The 16,700-nt window shown below is 67.5% G+C and carries 13 protein-coding genes; all 13 read left to right on the forward strand.

Annotation, left to right across the window (positions count from 1 at the left end; translation table 11 throughout):
- Positions 1 to 9: 9 nt before the first annotated feature.
- The gene (gene rplJ, locus KA217_00620) at positions 10 to 537 is read left to right on the forward strand and encodes a 50S ribosomal protein L10 (GenBank protein MBP7710955.1); all 528 of its coding nucleotides are present in this window, start codon (positions 10 to 12) and stop codon (positions 535 to 537) included.
- Between the two features lie 46 nt (positions 538 to 583).
- A complete protein-coding gene (gene rplL, locus KA217_00625) occupies positions 584 to 961 on the forward strand; it encodes a 50S ribosomal protein L7/L12 (GenBank protein ID MBP7710956.1) in 378 nt (125 codons plus the stop codon).
- Between the two features lie 169 nt (positions 962 to 1,130).
- On the forward strand, positions 1,131 to 5,213 hold the full coding sequence (gene rpoB / locus KA217_00630; GenBank protein MBP7710957.1) for a DNA-directed RNA polymerase subunit beta: 4,083 nt from the start codon (positions 1,131 to 1,133) through the stop codon (positions 5,211 to 5,213).
- Between the two features lie 31 nt (positions 5,214 to 5,244).
- Positions 5,245 to 9,474: a DNA-directed RNA polymerase subunit beta' gene (gene rpoC, locus KA217_00635; protein ID MBP7710958.1), complete on the forward strand. Its 4,230-nt coding sequence runs from the start codon at positions 5,245 to 5,247 to the stop codon at positions 9,472 to 9,474.
- 228 nt (positions 9,475 to 9,702) lie between these two features.
- Positions 9,703 to 10,077, forward strand: coding sequence for a 30S ribosomal protein S12 (rpsL, locus tag KA217_00640; protein ID MBP7710959.1), 375 nt, complete (start codon positions 9,703 to 9,705; stop codon positions 10,075 to 10,077).
- 17 nt (positions 10,078 to 10,094) lie between these two features.
- Positions 10,095 to 10,565 carry a 30S ribosomal protein S7 gene (gene rpsG, locus KA217_00645; protein ID MBP7710960.1) on the forward strand — a complete coding sequence of 157 codons (471 nt, stop codon included), beginning with the start codon at positions 10,095 to 10,097 and terminating at the stop codon, positions 10,563 to 10,565.
- A 12-nt stretch (positions 10,566 to 10,577) separates the two neighbouring features.
- The gene (gene fusA, locus KA217_00650) at positions 10,578 to 12,680 is read left to right on the forward strand and encodes an elongation factor G (protein ID MBP7710961.1); all 2,103 of its coding nucleotides are present in this window, start codon (positions 10,578 to 10,580) and stop codon (positions 12,678 to 12,680) included.
- A gap of 94 nt (positions 12,681 to 12,774) precedes the next feature.
- The gene (gene tuf / locus KA217_00655; GenBank protein MBP7710962.1) at positions 12,775 to 13,965 is read left to right on the forward strand and encodes an elongation factor Tu; all 1,191 of its coding nucleotides are present in this window, start codon (positions 12,775 to 12,777) and stop codon (positions 13,963 to 13,965) included.
- A gap of 7 nt (positions 13,966 to 13,972) precedes the next feature.
- The gene (rpsJ, locus tag KA217_00660; protein ID MBP7710963.1) at positions 13,973 to 14,284 is read left to right on the forward strand and encodes a 30S ribosomal protein S10; all 312 of its coding nucleotides are present in this window, start codon (positions 13,973 to 13,975) and stop codon (positions 14,282 to 14,284) included.
- 10 nt (positions 14,285 to 14,294) lie between these two features.
- Complete coding sequence (gene rplC, locus KA217_00665; GenBank protein ID MBP7710964.1) at positions 14,295 to 14,936, forward strand: 50S ribosomal protein L3; 642 nt, start codon at positions 14,295 to 14,297, stop codon at positions 14,934 to 14,936.
- Positions 14,937 to 14,950: 14 nt separating this feature from the next.
- On the forward strand, positions 14,951 to 15,556 hold the full coding sequence (gene rplD, locus KA217_00670; protein MBP7710965.1) for a 50S ribosomal protein L4: 606 nt from the start codon (positions 14,951 to 14,953) through the stop codon (positions 15,554 to 15,556).
- A complete protein-coding gene (gene rplW / locus KA217_00675; GenBank protein ID MBP7710966.1) occupies positions 15,553 to 15,849 on the forward strand; it encodes a 50S ribosomal protein L23 in 297 nt (98 codons plus the stop codon). Before rplD ends, rplW begins: the two co-directional genes overlap by 4 nt.
- A gap of 17 nt (positions 15,850 to 15,866) precedes the next feature.
- Positions 15,867 to 16,694, forward strand: a complete 828-nt coding sequence (rplB, locus tag KA217_00680; GenBank protein ID MBP7710967.1) for a 50S ribosomal protein L2 — start codon at positions 15,867 to 15,869, stop codon at positions 16,692 to 16,694.
- The last annotated feature ends 6 nt before the right edge of the window (positions 16,695 to 16,700 follow it).

Genomic DNA, 16,700 nt, shown 5'->3' on the forward strand with positions numbered 1-16,700 from the left:
AAAGTAAAGGTGGGCCTCAACCTGGATCAGAAGAAGGCGGTCGTCGCGGAGGTGAGCGAAGTGGCCGCTGGCGCCCTGTCGGCCATCGGCGCGGAGTACCGCGGCCTGAAGGTCGACGACATGACGCGCCTGCGCAGGGAAGCGCGCAAGAACGGCGTCTACCTGCGAGTCGTGCGCAACTCCCTGGCGCGCCGGGCGGTTACCGGCACCGACCTGGAGTGCATGGCGAACAACCTCTCCGGTCCCCTGCTGCTCGCGTTCTCGCGCGAGGACCCCGGGGCCGCGGCGCGGGTGTTGTCGGATTTCGCCCGGACGAACGACAAGCTGGTGGTCAAGGTGGTGGCGGTCAAGGGACATCTCCTGACCGCGGCCGACCTGCGCCGGCTTGCCACGATGCCGACGAAGGACCAGGCGATCAGCCAGCTCATGTCCGTGATGAAGGCGCCGGTGGAGAAGCTGGTGCGCACGCTCGCCGAGCCGCACGCCCGGCTGGTGCGCACGCTCGCCGCCGTCCGCGACCAGAAACAGGCCGCTTGAGGGGCCCTGCGGGCCGCTCGCACAACATAACTTCGGGAGTACGAAAATGGCCGTCAGCAAAGAAGAGATCCTCGACACCATCGCCAACATGAGCGTCCTCGACGTGGTCGACCTGATCAAGGCCATGGAGGACAAGTTCGGCGTTTCCGCCGCCGCGCCCGTCGCGATGGCCGCCGCGGCCGCCGCGCCCGCCGCCGCCGCGGTCGAGGAGCAGACCGAGTTCAACGTCATCATGACCAGCTTCGGCGCGAACAAGGTCAACGTCATCAAGGTCGTCCGCGCGATGACCGGCCTCGGCCTGAAGGAGGCCAAGGACCTGGTCGAGGGCGTGCCCGCGACCATCAAGGAAGCGGTGTCCAAGCAGGAAGCGGCGGACGTCAAGAAGCAGTTGGAGGAGGCAGGCGCAACCGTCGAGGTGAAGTGAGACGGTTTTGCCGGCCGCACCAGTTGTCGACGCCAGGGAGGTCGGTGGCGCCTGCCACCGGCCTCTTGGCGTTTTCGCGCCCGTGTCGGGGCGCCGCCGCGCCGGGGGCTGACGGCCGCGATCACAGTGCCGGGGGCGGATCCCCGGCCTAGCGTTCCGAGGAAGACTCATGGGCTACTCCTTCACCGAGAAGAAGCGAATCCGCAAGAACTTCGGGAAGCGCTCGAGCATCCTGGAAGTCCCGTACCTGCTCGCGATCCAGACGGATTCCTACCGCGGCTTCCTGCAGTCGGACGTGCCGGTGGACGGGAGGCGCGGCGAGGGGTTGCAGGCGGCCTTCAAGTCCGTGTTCCCCATCACGAGCTACTCGGGCGGCGCGGCGCTGGAGTATGTGAGCTACAACCTCGGGCAGCCGGTCTTCGACGTCAAGGAGTGCCAGATCCGTGGGCAGACCTACGCGGCCTCGCTGCGGGTCAAGCTGCGGCTGGTGATCTACGACAAGGAGGCCGGGGGCGACCAGAAGGTCGTCAAGAGCATCAAGGAGCAGGAAGTCTACATGGGCGAGATCCCGCTCATGACGGACAACGGCACCTTCATCGTGAACGGCACGGAGCGCGTGATCGTCTCCCAGTTGCACCGCTCGCCGGGCGTCTTCTTCGAGCACGACAAGGGCAAGACCCACTCCTCCGGGAAGCTGCTGTTCTCGGCGCGGGTGATCCCCTACCGCGGGTCCTGGCTCGATTTCGAGTTCGACCCCAAGGACGCGATCTTCGTGCGCATCGACCGGCGGCGGAAGCTGCCGGCGACGGTCCTCCTGCGTGCGCTCGGCTACAGCACCGAGGCGGTCCTGGCCACCTTCTTCGACGCCAACACCTACGAGATCGCGGACGGCCGTGTGCGCTGGCGGCTGGTGCCCGAGCGCCTGCGCGGCGAGACCTTCGGCTTCGACATCAAGGCGCCGGACGGCAAGGTGGTGGTCGAGGCGGGTCGCCGGGTGACCGCCCGGCACATCAAGACCATGCAGCAGGTCGGCGTCGACTTCCTCGATCTGCCCGACAGCTACCTGGTGGGCCGCGTGGTCGCGCGGGACGTCATCGACCGCAAGACCGGTGAAGTGATCGTCAACGCGAACGACGAGATCACCGAGAAGACGCTCGAGACCCTGCGGCGCCTCGCGGTCGAGACCGTGGAGACGATCTACAGCAACGACTTCGACCGCGGTCCGTACATGTCGGACACGCTGCGGATCGACTCGACCCGCAGCGAGATCGAGGCCCTGGTCGAGATCTACCGGATGATGCGCCCGGGCGAGCCGCCCACGAAGGATGCGGCGCAGAGCCTGTTCAACAACCTGTTCTTCGCCGCGGACCGCTACGACCTCTCGGCGGTCGGCCGGATGAAGTTCAACCGCCGGGTGGGCCGCGAGGAGATCGAGGGCTCGGGGACGCTGTCGCGCGCCGACATCATCGACGTGCTGAAGGTTCTCATCGACATCAAGGACGGCAAGGGCACGATCGACGACATCGACCACCTGGGCAACCGGCGCATCCGCAGCGTCGGCGAGATGGCCGAGAACCAGTTCCGGGTCGGGCTGGTGCGCGTGGAGCGCGCGGTGAAGGAGCGCCTGAGCCTCGCGGACGCCGACACCCTGATGCCCCAGGAGCTGATCAACGCGAAGCCCGTCTCCGCCGTGATCAAGGAGTTCTTCGGCTCGAGCCAGCTCTCCCAGTTCATGGACCAGAACAACCCGCTCTCCGAGGTCACGCACAAGCGGCGCGTGTCGGCGCTCGGCCCGGGCGGCCTCACCCGCGAGCGGGCCGGCTTCGAGGTGCGTGACGTGCACCCGACGCACTACGGGCGGGTCTGCCCCATCGAGACGCCGGAAGGCCCGAACATCGGCCTCATCAACTCGCTCGCGGTGTACGCGCGCACCAACCGCTACGGGTTCCTCGAGACCCCGTACCGCAAGGTGGAGAACAGCCGGGTCACCGACCGCATCGACTACCTGTCGGCGATCGAAGAGGGGCGCTACGTCATCGCCCAGGCGAACGCCACCCTCGACGGGGAGGGCCGCCTCAGCGACGACCTGGTCTCCTGCCGGTTCGAGAACGAGTTCACGCTGAAGGGCCCGGCCGAGGTCGAGTACATGGACGTGTCGCCGATGCAGATCGTGTCGGTGGCCGCCTCGCTCATCCCGTTCCTCGAGCACGACGACGCGAACCGCGCCCTGATGGGCTCGAACATGCAGCGCCAGGCGGTGCCGACGCTGAAGACCGAGCGCCCCCTCGTGGGCACCGGCATGGAGCGTACCGTGGCGATCGACTCGGGCGTCACCGTGGTGGCGCGCCGGGGCGGGGTCGTGGACTCGGTCGACGCGGCGCGCATCGTGGTGCGGGTGAACGACGACGAGACGGTTCCGGGCGAGCCGGGCGTGGACATCTACAACCTGACCAAGTACTCGCGCTCGAACCAGAACACCTGTATCAACCAGAAGCCCCTGGTGCGTCCGGGCGACGTGATCGCGCGTGGCGACGCGCTGGCCGACGGCCCCTCGACCGATCTCGGCGAGCTCGCCCTCGGCCAGAACCTGCTGGTCGCGTTCATGCCCTGGAACGGCTACAACTTCGAGGACTCGATCCTCATCTCCGAGCGGGTGGTGCAGGAGGACCGCTACACCACCATCCACATCGAGGAGCTGATCGCGGTCGCCCGGGACACCAAGCTCGGGCCCGAGGAGATCACGGCGGACATCCCGAACGTGAGCGAGGCGGCACTCGCCAAGCTCGACGAGTCCGGGATCGTCTACATCGGCGCCGAGGTGAGCTCGGGCGACATCCTGGTGGGCAAGGTCACCCCGAAGGGCGAGACCCAGCTCACTCCGGAAGAGAAGCTGCTGCGGGCGATCTTCGGCGAGAAGGCCTCGGACGTGAAGGACACGTCCCTGCGCGTGCCCTCGGGGATGAACGGCACGGTCATCGACGTGCAGGTCTTCACCCGCGACGGTGTGGAGAAGGACGCGCGGGCCAAGCAGATCGAGGAGATGGAACTCGCGAGCGTCAAGAAGGACCTGCGTGACCAGTACCGCATCCTCGAGGACGACGTCTACGACCGCCTGGAGAAGATCCTGGTGGGCAAGGCGGCGGTGGGCGGCCCGAAGGACCTGCAGGCGGACGCCCGGGTCACGAAGGCCTACCTCGCCGAGCTGCCGCGGGAGAAGTGGTTCGAGATCCGGATGAAGAGCGAGCAGGCGAACACCCAGCTCGAGACGGCGCGCGAGCAGCTCGCCCAGCACCGGACCTCGCTCGACGAGCAGTTCGAGGCCAAGCGGGTCAAGCTCACCTCGGGCGACGACCTCGCCCCCGGCGTGCTGAAGATGGTGAAGGTGTACCTGGCGGTGAAGCGCCGGGTGCAGCCGGGCGACAAGATGGCCGGGCGGCACGGCAACAAGGGCGTGGTCTCCACCATCGTGCCGGTGGAGGACATGCCTTACATGGCCGACGGCACCCCGGTGGACATGGTGCTGAACCCCCTCGGTGTGCCCTCGCGCATGAACGTGGGGCAGGTGCTGGAGACCCACCTCGGGTGGGCCTCGAAGGAGCTGGGCCGGCGGGTCGGCCGGCTGCTCGACGCGCACGCGAAGGCGGCGGAGGTGCGGCGCCTGCTGGACCGCGTGTACAACGGGACGGGCGGGGTGAAGGAGGATCTCTCCTCGCTCACCGACCCGGAGATCGTGGAGCTCGCCCGCAACGTGCGTGAGGGCGTTCCCATCGCGACGCCGGTCTTCGACGGCGCGACCGAGGACGAGATCAAGGAGCTGCTCGAGCTGGCGGGTCTGCCGCGCAGCGGCCAGACCACGCTCTACGACGGGCGCACGGGCGATTCCTTCGCCCGCCCGGTGACGGTCGGCTACATGTACATGCTGAAGCTGAACCACCTGGTCGACGACAAGATGCACGCGCGCTCGACCGGGCCGTACAGCCTGGTCACCCAGCAGCCGCTCGGCGGCAAGGCGCAGTTCGGCGGGCAGCGCTTCGGGGAGATGGAGGTGTGGGCGCTCGAGGCATACGGGGCGGCCTACACGCTGCAGGAGATGCTCACCGTCAAGTCCGACGACGTGAACGGAAGGACCAAGATGTACAAGAACATCGTGGACGCCGATCACCGGATGGAAGCGGGGATGCCGGAGTCCTTCAACGTGCTGGTGAAGGAGATCCGCTCGCTCGGCATCGACATCGAGCTTGAGCAGTACTGACGGATACCGGCGGTTTGGCGGGGGATACGCAGTGAAAGACCTACTGAATCTGTTGCGGCAGCAGAGCCAGGTTGAGGAGTTCGACGCCATCCGCATCGGGTTGGCGTCGCCCGACAAGATCCGGTCGTGGTCCTACGGTGAGGTGAAGAAGCCGGAGACCATCAATTACCGCACCTTCAAGCCGGAGCGCGACGGCCTGTTCTGCGCGAAGATCTTCGGACCGGTGAAGGACTACGAGTGCCTGTGCGGCAAGTACAAGCGCCTGAAGCACCGCGGCGTCATCTGCGAGAAGTGCGGCGTCGAGGTGACGCTCGCCAAGGTGCGGCGCGAGCGCATGGGCCACATCGAGCTCGCGAGCCCGGTCGCCCACATCTGGTACCTGAAGTCCTTGCCCTCGCGCATGGGTCTGCTGCTCGACATGACGCTGCGCGAGATCGAGCGGATCCTCTACTTCGAGGCCTTCGTGGTCATCGACCCGGGGATGACGCCGCTCGAGCGCGGGCAGCTGCTGTCGGACGAGTCCTATCTCGAGTCCATCGAGCAGTACGGCGACGAGTTCGACGCGCGCATGGGCGCCGAGGCGATCCACGAGCTGATGCGCACGATGGACCTCAAGGTCGAGGCGACCCGCCTGCGCGAGGAGATGCAGGGCACGAGCTCGGAGACCAAGCTGAAGAAGCTGGCCAAGCGCCTGAAACTGATCGAGGCGTTTCTCGTCTCGGGCAACCGCCCCGAGTGGATGGTGCTCACGGTGCTGCCGGTGCTGCCGCCGGACCTGCGGCCCCTGGTGCCCCTCGACGGCGGGCGCTTCGCGACCTCCGACCTGAACGACCTCTACCGCCGGGTCATCAACCGCAACAACCGCCTGAAGCGGCTGCTCGACCTCAACGCGCCCGACATCATCGTGCGCAACGAGAAGCGCATGCTCCAGGAGGCGGTGGACGCGCTGCTCGACAACGGCCGGCGGGGCCGGGCCATCACCGGCACCAACAAGCGGCCGCTGAAGAGCCTGGCCGACATGATCAAGGGCAAGCAGGGCCGGTTCCGCCAGAACCTGCTCGGCAAGCGCGTGGACTACTCGGGGCGCTCCGTGATCGTGGTGGGCCCCACGCTGAAGCTGCACCAGTGCGGCCTGCCGAAGAAGATGGCGCTCGAGCTCTTCAAGCCCTTCGTGTTCTCCAAGCTCGAGTTCCGCGGGCTGGCGACCACCATCAAGGCGGCGAAGAAGAAGGTGGAGCTGGAGGGGGCGGAGGTGTGGGATCTCCTCGAGGAGGTGATCCGCGAGCACCCGGTGATGCTGAACCGGGCCCCGACCCTGCACCGCCTGGGCATCCAGGCGTTCGAGCCGGTGTTGATCGAGGGCAAGGCGATCCAGCTGCACCCGCTCGTCTGCACGGCGTTCAACGCCGATTTCGACGGCGACCAGATGGCCGTGCACGTGCCGCTCTCCATCGAGGCGCAGCTCGAGGCGCGGACCCTCATGCTGTCCTCGAACAACGTCCTCTCGCCGGCCCACGGCGAGCCCATCATCGTGCCGACCCAGGACGTGGTGCTGGGCCTCTACTACATGACCCGCGAGCGCGTGCGCGCCCAGGGCGAGGACATGGTCTTCGCGGACGTGAAGGAGGTCGAGCGGGCCCACGCCGCGGGCGCCGTCGAGCTGCAGGCGCGGGTGCGTGTGCGCATCGACGAGCGCGTCTTCGGGGAGAACGGCGAGATCCGCCCCCAGCGCCGGCTGGTGAAGACGACCGTCGGGCGGGCGCTCCTCTCGGAGATCCTGCCCCCGGGCATGTCCTTCGATCTCGTCAACCAGACCATGGACAAGAAGGCGATCTCCCGGCTCATCGACTCGGCCTACCGCCGGGTCGGCCTGAAAGAGACGGTGGTGTTCGCCGACAAGCTGATGTACACGGGCTTCGCCTGGGCGACCCGCGCGGGGATCTCCATCGGCGTGGACGACATGGAGGTGCCGCCGGAGAAGGCGGACATCCTGGCCGAGGCCGAGACCATGGTGAAGGAGATCGAGGACCAGTACGCCTCGGGTCTCGTCACCAACGGCGAGCGTTACAACAAGGTGGTGGACGTGTGGTCTTCCACCAACGAGAAGGTGGCCAAGGCGATGATGGAGCGCCTGGGCACCGAGGTGGTCAGGGGGGCGTCCGGCGGCGAGGCCCGCCAGCAGTCCTTCAACTCGATCTACATGATGGCCGACTCCGGGGCGCGCGGCTCTGCCGCCCAGATCCGGCAGCTCGCCGGCATGCGTGGCCTGATGGCGAAGCCGGACGGGTCCATCATCGAGACCCCCATCACCGCGAACTTCCGCGAGGGGCTGGACGTCCTCCAGTACTTCATCTCCACCCACGGCGCCCGCAAGGGTCTCGCCGACACCGCCCTCAAGACCGCCAACTCCGGCTACCTCACCCGCCGTCTGGTGGACGTGGCCCAGGATCTGGTGGTGACCGAGGAGGACTGCGGCGCGAGCGACGGGCTCATGATCACCCCGCTCATCGAGGGCGGCGACGTGGTGGAGCCCCTGCGCGAGCGGGTCCTCGGCCGGGTGACGGCGGTGGACATCCTGCGCCCCGGGACCGGGGAGGTCGTGGTGCCCCGGGCCACCCTGCTGGACGAGATCTGGGTGGAGCGTCTGGAGGAGGCCGGCATCGACCAGGTGCTGGTGCGCTCGGTGATCACCTGCCTGACCCGCCACGGGGTGTGCGCCAACTGCTACGGGCGTGACCTGGGCCGTGGGCACCGGGTCAACATCGGCGAGGCGGTCGGCGTGGTCGCCGCCCAGTCCATCGGCGAGCCCGGCACCCAGCTGACGATGCGGACCTTCCACATCGGCGGCGCGGCCTCCCGGGCCGCGGCGGTGAGCAACGTGCAGGTGAAGTCCGAGGGCACGGTGCGCCTGCAGAACATCAAGCTCGTGCCCAACAGCTCGGGCAAGTACGTGGCGGTCTCCCGCTCGGGCGAGGTGGCCATCCAGGACGCCCACGGCCGCGAGCGCGAGCGCTACAAGGTGCCCTACGGGGCGGTGATCACGGTGGCGGAGGGCGACGCGGTCGAGGCCGGCCAGGTGGTGGCCAGCTGGGACCCGCACACCCACCCCATCATCACCGAGGTGCGCGGCCGGGTGCGCTTCACGGACATCGTCGAGGGACAGACGGTGCGCGAGGAGCGCGACGAGACCACGGGCCTCACCGACCTGGTGGTCATGGACCCGAAGGAGCGCCCGTCGACCTCCAAGGACATGACGCCGAAGGTGCTGTTGCTGGACGCGGATGGCAAGCCGGTCAACCTGGCGGGCACCGAGATCCCGGCGCAGTACGCGCTGCCCGCGGGCGCGATCATCAACATCGAGGACGGCTCCCAGGTGGGGGTGGGCGACGTCATCGCCCGTCTCCCCCAGGAGTCCTCGAAGACCCGCGACATCACGGGCGGTCTGCCGCGCGTCGCCGACCTCTTCGAGGCCCGCAAGCCCAAGGAGCCGGCGGTGCTGGCCGAGCACTCGGGCACCGTCAGCTTCGGCAAGGACACCAAGGGCAAGCAGCGCCTGATCATCACCGACCGGGAGGGGGTCCAGCACGAGGTGCTGATCCCGAAGTGGCGCCAGGTGACGGTGTTCGATGGCGAGCAGGTGGAGCGGGGCGAGGTCATCGTGGACGGTGCCCTGAGCCCCCACGACATCCTGCGCCTGCGCGGCGTACACGCCGTGGCCTCCTACATCATCAACGAGGTCCAGGACGTCTACCGGCTCCAGGGCGTGAAGATCAACGACAAGCACATCGAGGTGATCGTCCGCCAGATGCTGCGCAAGGCCGAGGTCACCGAGGCCGGCGACACGATGTTCCTGCGGGGTGAGCAGCTCGACCGGGTGCGGATCCTGGAGGAGAACGAGCGGGTCCGGACCAAGGACAACGGGTTGCCGGCCAAGTGGGAGCCCCTGCTGCTCGGGATCACCAAGGCGTCCCTGTCGACCGAGTCCTTCATCTCGGCGGCCTCCTTCCAGGAGACCACCCGGGTGCTCACCGAGGCGTCGGTGAGCGGGCGGGTGGACGAGCTGCGGGGCCTGAAGGAGAACGTCATCGTGGGCCGGCTGGTGCCCGCCGGAACGGGGCTCGCCTACCACGACGAGCGCCGGCGCAAGCGCCGGGAGATGCTGGGTCTCGACCTGGCGGCCAACGCCGCCCGGGCCTTCGAGCCCCTGCCGAGCGAGTCGGTCCCGGAGGAGCTCGCCCCGTTCTCCGACTCGGGGGACTGAGAGCCGCGAATGAGGCAGGGAATGCGGTTTGCGGCCCTGCCGTTGCTTGACAGCGGCGGGCGCCCTCCCTAAACTCCCGCATTCTCCACGGGCACGGTCACGCCCGTGGGGGTTTTGCGGCAAGCCGCATCCCGGTTTCCTCGCAATGGCCCCCGGCGGTGTAAGCACACCGACGCTTATGCTGCCCGGGGGTCTTTGGCCATCGCATCAGAAGTTGGAGCACCAGGCATGGCGACGATCAACCAGCTGGTCCGCAAGCCGCGCACGAGCAAGTCTCAGAAGAGCTCCGTGCCGGCCCTGGAAGGCAGCCCTCAGAAGCGGGGTGTGTGCACTCGCGTGTACACCACCACCCCCAAGAAGCCGAACTCGGCGCTGCGTAAGGTCGCGCGCGTTCGCCTGACCAACGGCATGGAGGTCAGCTCCTATATCGGCGGCGAAGGGCACAACCTTCAGGAGCACTCGGTCGTCCTCATCCGCGGGGGCCGCGTGAAGGACCTGCCGGGTGTGCGCTACCACACCGTGCGCGGGAGCCTGGACGCCTCGGGCGTCAACGATCGCCGGCAGTCCCGGTCGAAGTACGGCGCAAAGCGGCCCAAGGGCTGAGGAACAGGTAGCAGGCCATGTCCAGAAGAAGAATCATCGCGCGGCGCAGCATCCTTCCCGATCCCAAGTACGGGAACGAGACGCTTGCGAAGTTCATCAACGTGATCATGAAGGGCGGCAAGAAGTCGATTGCCGAGTCCATCGTCTACGGCGCCCTGGATCGGGTCGCCGAGCGGACGAAGGGCGATGCCCTCGAGATCTTCATCCGTGCGCTCGGCAATGTGCGCCCGGTGGTCGAGGTGAAGTCCCGCCGGGTCGGCGGCGCCACCTACCAGGTGCCGGTGGAGGTGCGCGCGAGCCGCCAGTCGGCGCTTGCCATGCGCTGGCTGGTGGACGCCTCCCGCAAGCGCGGCGAGAAGAGCATGGGTCTGCGGCTGGCGGGCGAGTTCATGGACGCCGCGGAGAACCGGGGCACGGCGGTGAAGAAGCGCGAGGACACCCACCGCATGGCGGAGGCCAACAAGGCCTTCTCGCACTACCGGTGGTAAGGGAACGGGACCGTGGCACGCGAAACGCCCATTGAGCGCTACCGCAATATCGGCATCATGGCCCACATCGATGCCGGTAAGACGACGACGACGGAGCGGATCCTGTTCTATACGGGCGTCTCGCACCGTCTCGGCGAAGTGCACGATGGCGCCGCGACCATGGACTGGATGGAGCAGGAGCGCGAGCGCGGGATCACCATCACGTCGGCCGCGACCACCTGCTTCTGGAGCGGGATGGCGCAGCAGTTCCCCGAGCACCGCATCAACATCATCGACACGCCGGGGCACGTGGACTTCACCATCGAGGTGGAGCGCTCCCTGCGCGTGCTGGACGGCGCCTGTGCGGTGTTCTGCGCCGTGGGCGGCGTAGAGCCCCAGTCCGAGACGGTCTGGCGCCAGGCCACCAAGTACGGTGTGCCGCGCCTCGCCTTCGTGAACAAGATGGACCGTCCGGGCGCGAACTTCCTGCGCGTGGTCGAGCAGATCAAGACCCGCCTCGGCTCGCGGCCCGTCCCGCTGCAGCTGCCCATCGGCGCCGAGGAGCATTTCAAGGGCGTGGTGGACCTGCTGAGCGGCAAGGCCGTCTACTGGGACGACAAGACCCAGGGCATGTCCTTCGAGCTGCGGGACCCGCCCGCCGAGATGATCGGTGCCATCGCCGAGTGGCGCGAGAAGCTGGTCGAGGCGGCTGCCGAGTCCTCCGAGGAGTTGATGGAGAAGTACCTCGAGGGCCAGCCTCTCACGGACGAGGAGATCCGCAAGGGGCTTCGGGCGCGCACCCTCGCCAACGAGATCGTGCCGACCCTCTGCGGCAGCGCCTTCAAGAACAAGGGTGTCCAGGCGATGCTGGACGCCGTGCTGTGGTACCTGCCGTCGCCGGTGGAGCGTCCCGCGATCAAGGGGGTGCTCGACGACGCGGCGGGCAGTGAGGCGGAGCGCCGCTCGTCCGACGAGGAGCCGTTCGCGGCCCTGGCGTTCAAGATCATGACGGACCCCTACGTGGGAACGCTCACGTTCTTCCGGGTGTACTCCGGCGTGCTGCGCTCCGGCGACGCGGTATACAACCCGGTGAAGAGCCGCAAGGAGCGCATCGGCCGCATCCTGCAGATGCACGCCAACAACCGGGAGGAGATCAAGGAGGTTCGGGCGGGTGACATCGCGGCGGCGGTTGGCCTGAAGGACGTTAGCACCGGCGACACGCTCTCGGACCCCGAGAAGATCATCACCCTGGAGCGGATCGAGTTCCCCGACCCGGTGATCTCGGTGGCGGCCGAGCCCAAGACGAAGGCCGACCAGGAGAAGATGGGCCTCGCCCTGAACAGGCTCGCCCAGGAGGACCCTTCCTTCCGGGTACACACGGACGAGGAGTCGGGCCAGACCATCATCTCCGGCATGGGCGAGCTCCACCTGGAGATCATCGTCGACCGCATGCGCCGCGAGTTCAAGGTCGAGGCGAACGTCGGCGCGCCCCAGGTGGCGTACCGCGAGACCATCCGCCGGAAGGTGGAGCAGGAAGGGAAGTTCGTGCGCCAGAGCGGCGGCCGCGGTCAGTACGGGCACGTCTGGCTGCGCCTCGAGCCGCAGGAGTCCGGCGGCGGCTACGAATTCGTGAACGGGATCGTGGGCGGCGTGGTGCCCAAGGAATACATCCCGGCGGTGGACAAGGGCGTGCGCGAGCAGTTGCAGAACGGCGTGCTCGCGGGCTTCCCTGTGGTGGATGTGAAGGTGACGGTGTTCGACGGCTCCTACCACGATGTCGACTCGAGCGAAATGGCCTTCAAGCTGGCCGGCGCGCTCGGCTTCAAGGAAGGGGCGCTGAAGGCGAGTCCGGTCCTGCTCGAGCCGCTGATGAAGGTCGAGTCCGTGACGCCCGAGGAGTACATGGGCGACGTGATGGGTGACCTCAGCCGGCGGCGGGGTCTCCTGCAGGGCATGGAGGACGCGCCGGCCGGAAAGATCATCCGCGCTGAGGTGCCGCTCGCCGAGATGTTCGGGTATGCCACCGACCTGCGCTCCATGAGCCAGGGCCGGGCGACCTATTCGATGGAGTTCTCGCGCTACAGCGAGGCGCCGGCGAGCATCGCCGAGGCTGTCATCAAGAAGAGAAAGGCTTGAGGCCGGCCGCTCGGGCTACGGGCGCGGGCGGGGGCCGGAAGAGAATTCGCACAGGCAGCAACGAGACAAACTGCAGTCCGAGGATAGCGACGCCATGGCCAAGGGTAAATTCGAGCGTACGAAGCCGCACGTGAACGTGGGGACGATTGGTCACGTGGACCACGGGAAGACGACGCTGACGGCGGCGATCACGAAGGTGATGGCTGAGAAGTTTGGGGGTGAGTTCCGGGCGTACGACTCGATTGACAACGCGCCGGAGGAGAAGGCGCGTGGCATTACGATTGCGACGGCGCACGTGGAGTACCAGACGGATGCGCGTCACTACGCGCACGTGGACTGTCCGGGGCACGCGGATTATGTGAAGAACATGATCACGGGTGCGGCGCAGATGGACGGGGCGATTCTGGTGGTGAGTGCGGCGGACGGGCCGATGCCGCAGACGCGGGAGCACATTTTGCTGGCGCGTCAGGTAGGTGTGCCGTACATCGTGGTGTATTTGAACAAGGCGGACATGGTGGACGATCCGGAGCTCTTGGAGTTGGTGGAGATGGAGGTCCGGGAGTTATTGAGCAGTTACCAGTTTCCTGGGGACGAGACGCCGATTGTCACGGGCAGTGCGTTGCGTGCGCTGGAGGGTGACACGTCGGAGATGGGGACGCAGTCGATCTACAAGTTGGTGGCGGAGATGGACCGGTACATTCCGATGCCGAAGCGGGATGTGGACCAGCCGTTTTTGATGCCGATTGAGGATGTGTTTTCGATTTCGGGTCGTGGGACGGTGGTGACGGGTCGTGTGGAGCGAGGGAAGGTGCGTGTAGGTGAGGAGGTGGAGATCGTGGGGTTGAAGCCCACGGTGAAGACGACCTGCACGGGGGTAGAGATGTTCCGCAAGCTTCTGGACGAGGGGGTTGCGGGGGACAACATTGGGGTGTTGTTGAGGGGTACGAAGCGGGACGATGTGGAGCGTGGTCAGGTGTTAGCGAAGCCTGGTTCGATCACGCCGCACACGAAGTTTGAGGCGGAGGTGTACGTTCTGTCCAAGGAGGAGGGTGGGAGGCACACGCCGTTTTTCACGGGTTATCGGCCGCAGTTTTTCTTCCGGACGACGGACGTGACGGGGTCGGTGGATCTTCCGGAGGGTGTAGAGATGGTGATGCCGGGGGACAACGTGAGGGTGGTGGCGAGTTTGATTGCGCCGATTGCGATGGAAGAGGGGTTGCGGTTTGCGATTCGGGAGGGTGGCCGCACGGTGGGTGCGGGCGTCGTCTCGAAGGTGATCGAGTAACGCAATCATGGCAAGCCAACGCATCCGCATTCGCCTGAAGGCGTTCGACCACCGGTTGATCGACCAGTCCGCGATGGAGATCGTCGAGACCGCGCGCCGGACCGGCGCGTTCGTGCGCGGCCCGATCCCGCTGCCGACCCGCAAGGAGCGTTTCACGCTGCTGGTCTCGCCGCACAAGGACAAGGACGCGCGCGACCAGTACGAGATCCGCACGCACAAGAGGCTGATGGACATCGTCGACCCGACGGACAAGACCGTCGACGCGTTGATGAAGCTGGACCTTGCGGCCGGCGTGGACGTGCAGATCAAGCTGAACTAGGGCTCGAGCCATGACGATGGGAGTGGTGGGACGGAAGGCGGGGATGACCCGCATCTTCACCGAGGACGGGGCGTACATCCCGGTGACGGTGATCGAGGTCACGCCGAACCGCGTGACCCAGGTGAAGAGCGCCGAGAACGACGGCTACCGCGCCGTGCAGGTGACCTGCGGCACGCGGCGGGCCTCGCGCGTGACCCGGCCGATGGTCGGGCACTTCGCGAAGGCGGGTGTCGAGGCCGGGCGCGGGCTGTGGGAGTTCCGCCTGGGAGACGGGGAAGGGGTGGACCTGGCCATCGGACAGGAAGTCCGGGTCGACATGTTCCAGGCGGGGCAGAAGGTAGACGTGACCGGCACGACCCAGGGCAAGGGGTTCGCCGGTGTCATCAAGCGCTACCACTTCAGCGCCCAGGACGCGACCCACGGCAACTCGCTCTCGCACCGGGCGCCCGGCTCCATCGGTCAGCGCCAGACGCCGGGCCGGGTGGTGAAGGGCAAGCGGATGGCGGGACATCTGGGTAACGCGCGCCGCACGTCGCAGACCCTCGAGGTCGTGCGTGTGGACGCCGAGCGTAACTTGCTGCTCGTGAGGGGCGCCGTCCCGGGCCCGAAGGGTGGCGATCTGGTCGTGCGCCCGGCGACGAAGGCGCGCTAGCGGAGAACGCGGTGATGGAGCTGGCACTTCAAGAGGCGGGCGGTACCGTGCAGGTCGCGGACGCGGTGTTCGGGGCGCGTTTCAACGAGGCCCTGGTGCACCAGGTCGTCACGAGCTACCTGGCGGGGGCCCGGTCCGGTACGCGGGCCCAGAAGACGCGGGCCGAGGTGAGTGGAGGCAACTCCAAGCCCTGGCGGCAGAAGGGCAGCGGCCGGGCCCGTGTGGGCTCGTCGCGTAACCCCATCTGGCGGGGCGGCGGCGTGACGTTCGCGGCGAAGCCGACGGACTACTCCCAGAAGGTGAACAAGAAGATGTACCGGGGCGCCATGCGCGCCATCCTGTCCGAGCTCGCGCGTCTGGATCGTCTCCAGGTGGTCGACTCCTTCGGGGTGGACGCGGCGAAGACGAAGGAGTTGGCGCAGAAGCTGAACGCGCTCGGTCTGCAGGACGTGCTGATCGTGACCGACTCGGTCGACGACCGGCTCGCCCTGGCGGCGCGCAACCTGCCGCACGTGGCCGTGGTGGCCGCGCGCAGCGTCGACCCCGTCAGCCTGATCGGTTTCGAGAACGTGCTGGTCACCGTGCCGGCGCTGCGGGCCCTCGAGGAGAGGCTGGCATGAGCGAAGAGCGCCTGATGAAGCTGTTGCTGTCGCCGCACGTGTCCGAGAAGAGCACGCGGATCGCCGACAAGAGCCGGCAGTTCGTCTTCGAGGTCGTGCCCGACGCCACCAAGCCCGAGATCAAGCAGGCCGTGGAGCTGATGTTCAAGGTCGAGGTCGAGGGGGTGCAGGTGGTCAACGTCGCCGGCAAGCGCAAGCGGTTCGGGCGCATGGCCGGGCGGCGGCCTGACTGGAAGAAGGCGTACGTTCGCCTGAAGGCCGGCCACGACATCGATTTCGTCGGCGGGCAGTAGTCGAGAGGAGCGCGAAGATGCCGATCGTCAAGGCCAAACCGACCTCTGCGGGGAGGCGCTTTGTGGTCCGGGTGAAGAACCCGGAACTGCACAAGGGCGAGCCGTACGGGCCGTTGCTGGCACCCAAGTCGCGCAACGGGGGCCGCAACACCTACGGCCGCGTGACCGTGCGCCACCAGGGCGGGGGCCACAAGCAGCGCTATCGCATCGTGGACTTCAAGCGCGACAAGGACGGGATCCCGGGGCGCGTCGAGCGGCTCGAGTACGACCCGAACCGGAGCGCCCACCTGGCGCTGGTGCTCTATGCCGACGGCGAGCGCCGGTACGTGATCGCCGCCAAGGGGCTCGGCGTGGGCGCCGAGGTGATGTCGGGGCCGGAGGCGTCGATCAAGGTGGGTAACTGCCTGCCGCTGCGCAACATCCCGGTCGGCAGCATGGTGCACTGCGTGGAGATGAAGCCCGGCAAGGGCGCCCAGATGGCGCGCTCGGCAGGGACCTCGGTGCAGATCCTGGCGCGCGAGGGCGGGAACGCGACCCTGCGCATGCGCTCTGGCGAGGTGCGCAAGGTGCCCGTGGACTGCCGCGCGGTGGTGGGAGAGGTGAGCAACGGGGAGCACAATCTGGAGTCCCTGGGCAAGGCCGGCGCCAAGCGGTGGCGGGGTATCCGCCCGACCGTTCGGGGCGTGGTCATGAACCCGGTCGACCACCCGCACGGCGGCGGCGAGGGCCGCAGCTCGGGCGGGCGGCACCCGTGCACTCCGTGGGGCGTGCCGACGAAGGGCTACAAGACCCGCAAGAACAAGCGGACGACGGGCATGATCGTGCGTCGTCGCAAACAGCGCTGATAGAGG

It is taken from the genome of Gammaproteobacteria bacterium (genome assembly GCA_017999615.1).
Lineage (GTDB): Bacteria > Pseudomonadota > Gammaproteobacteria > JAABTG01 > JAABTG01 > JAGNLM01.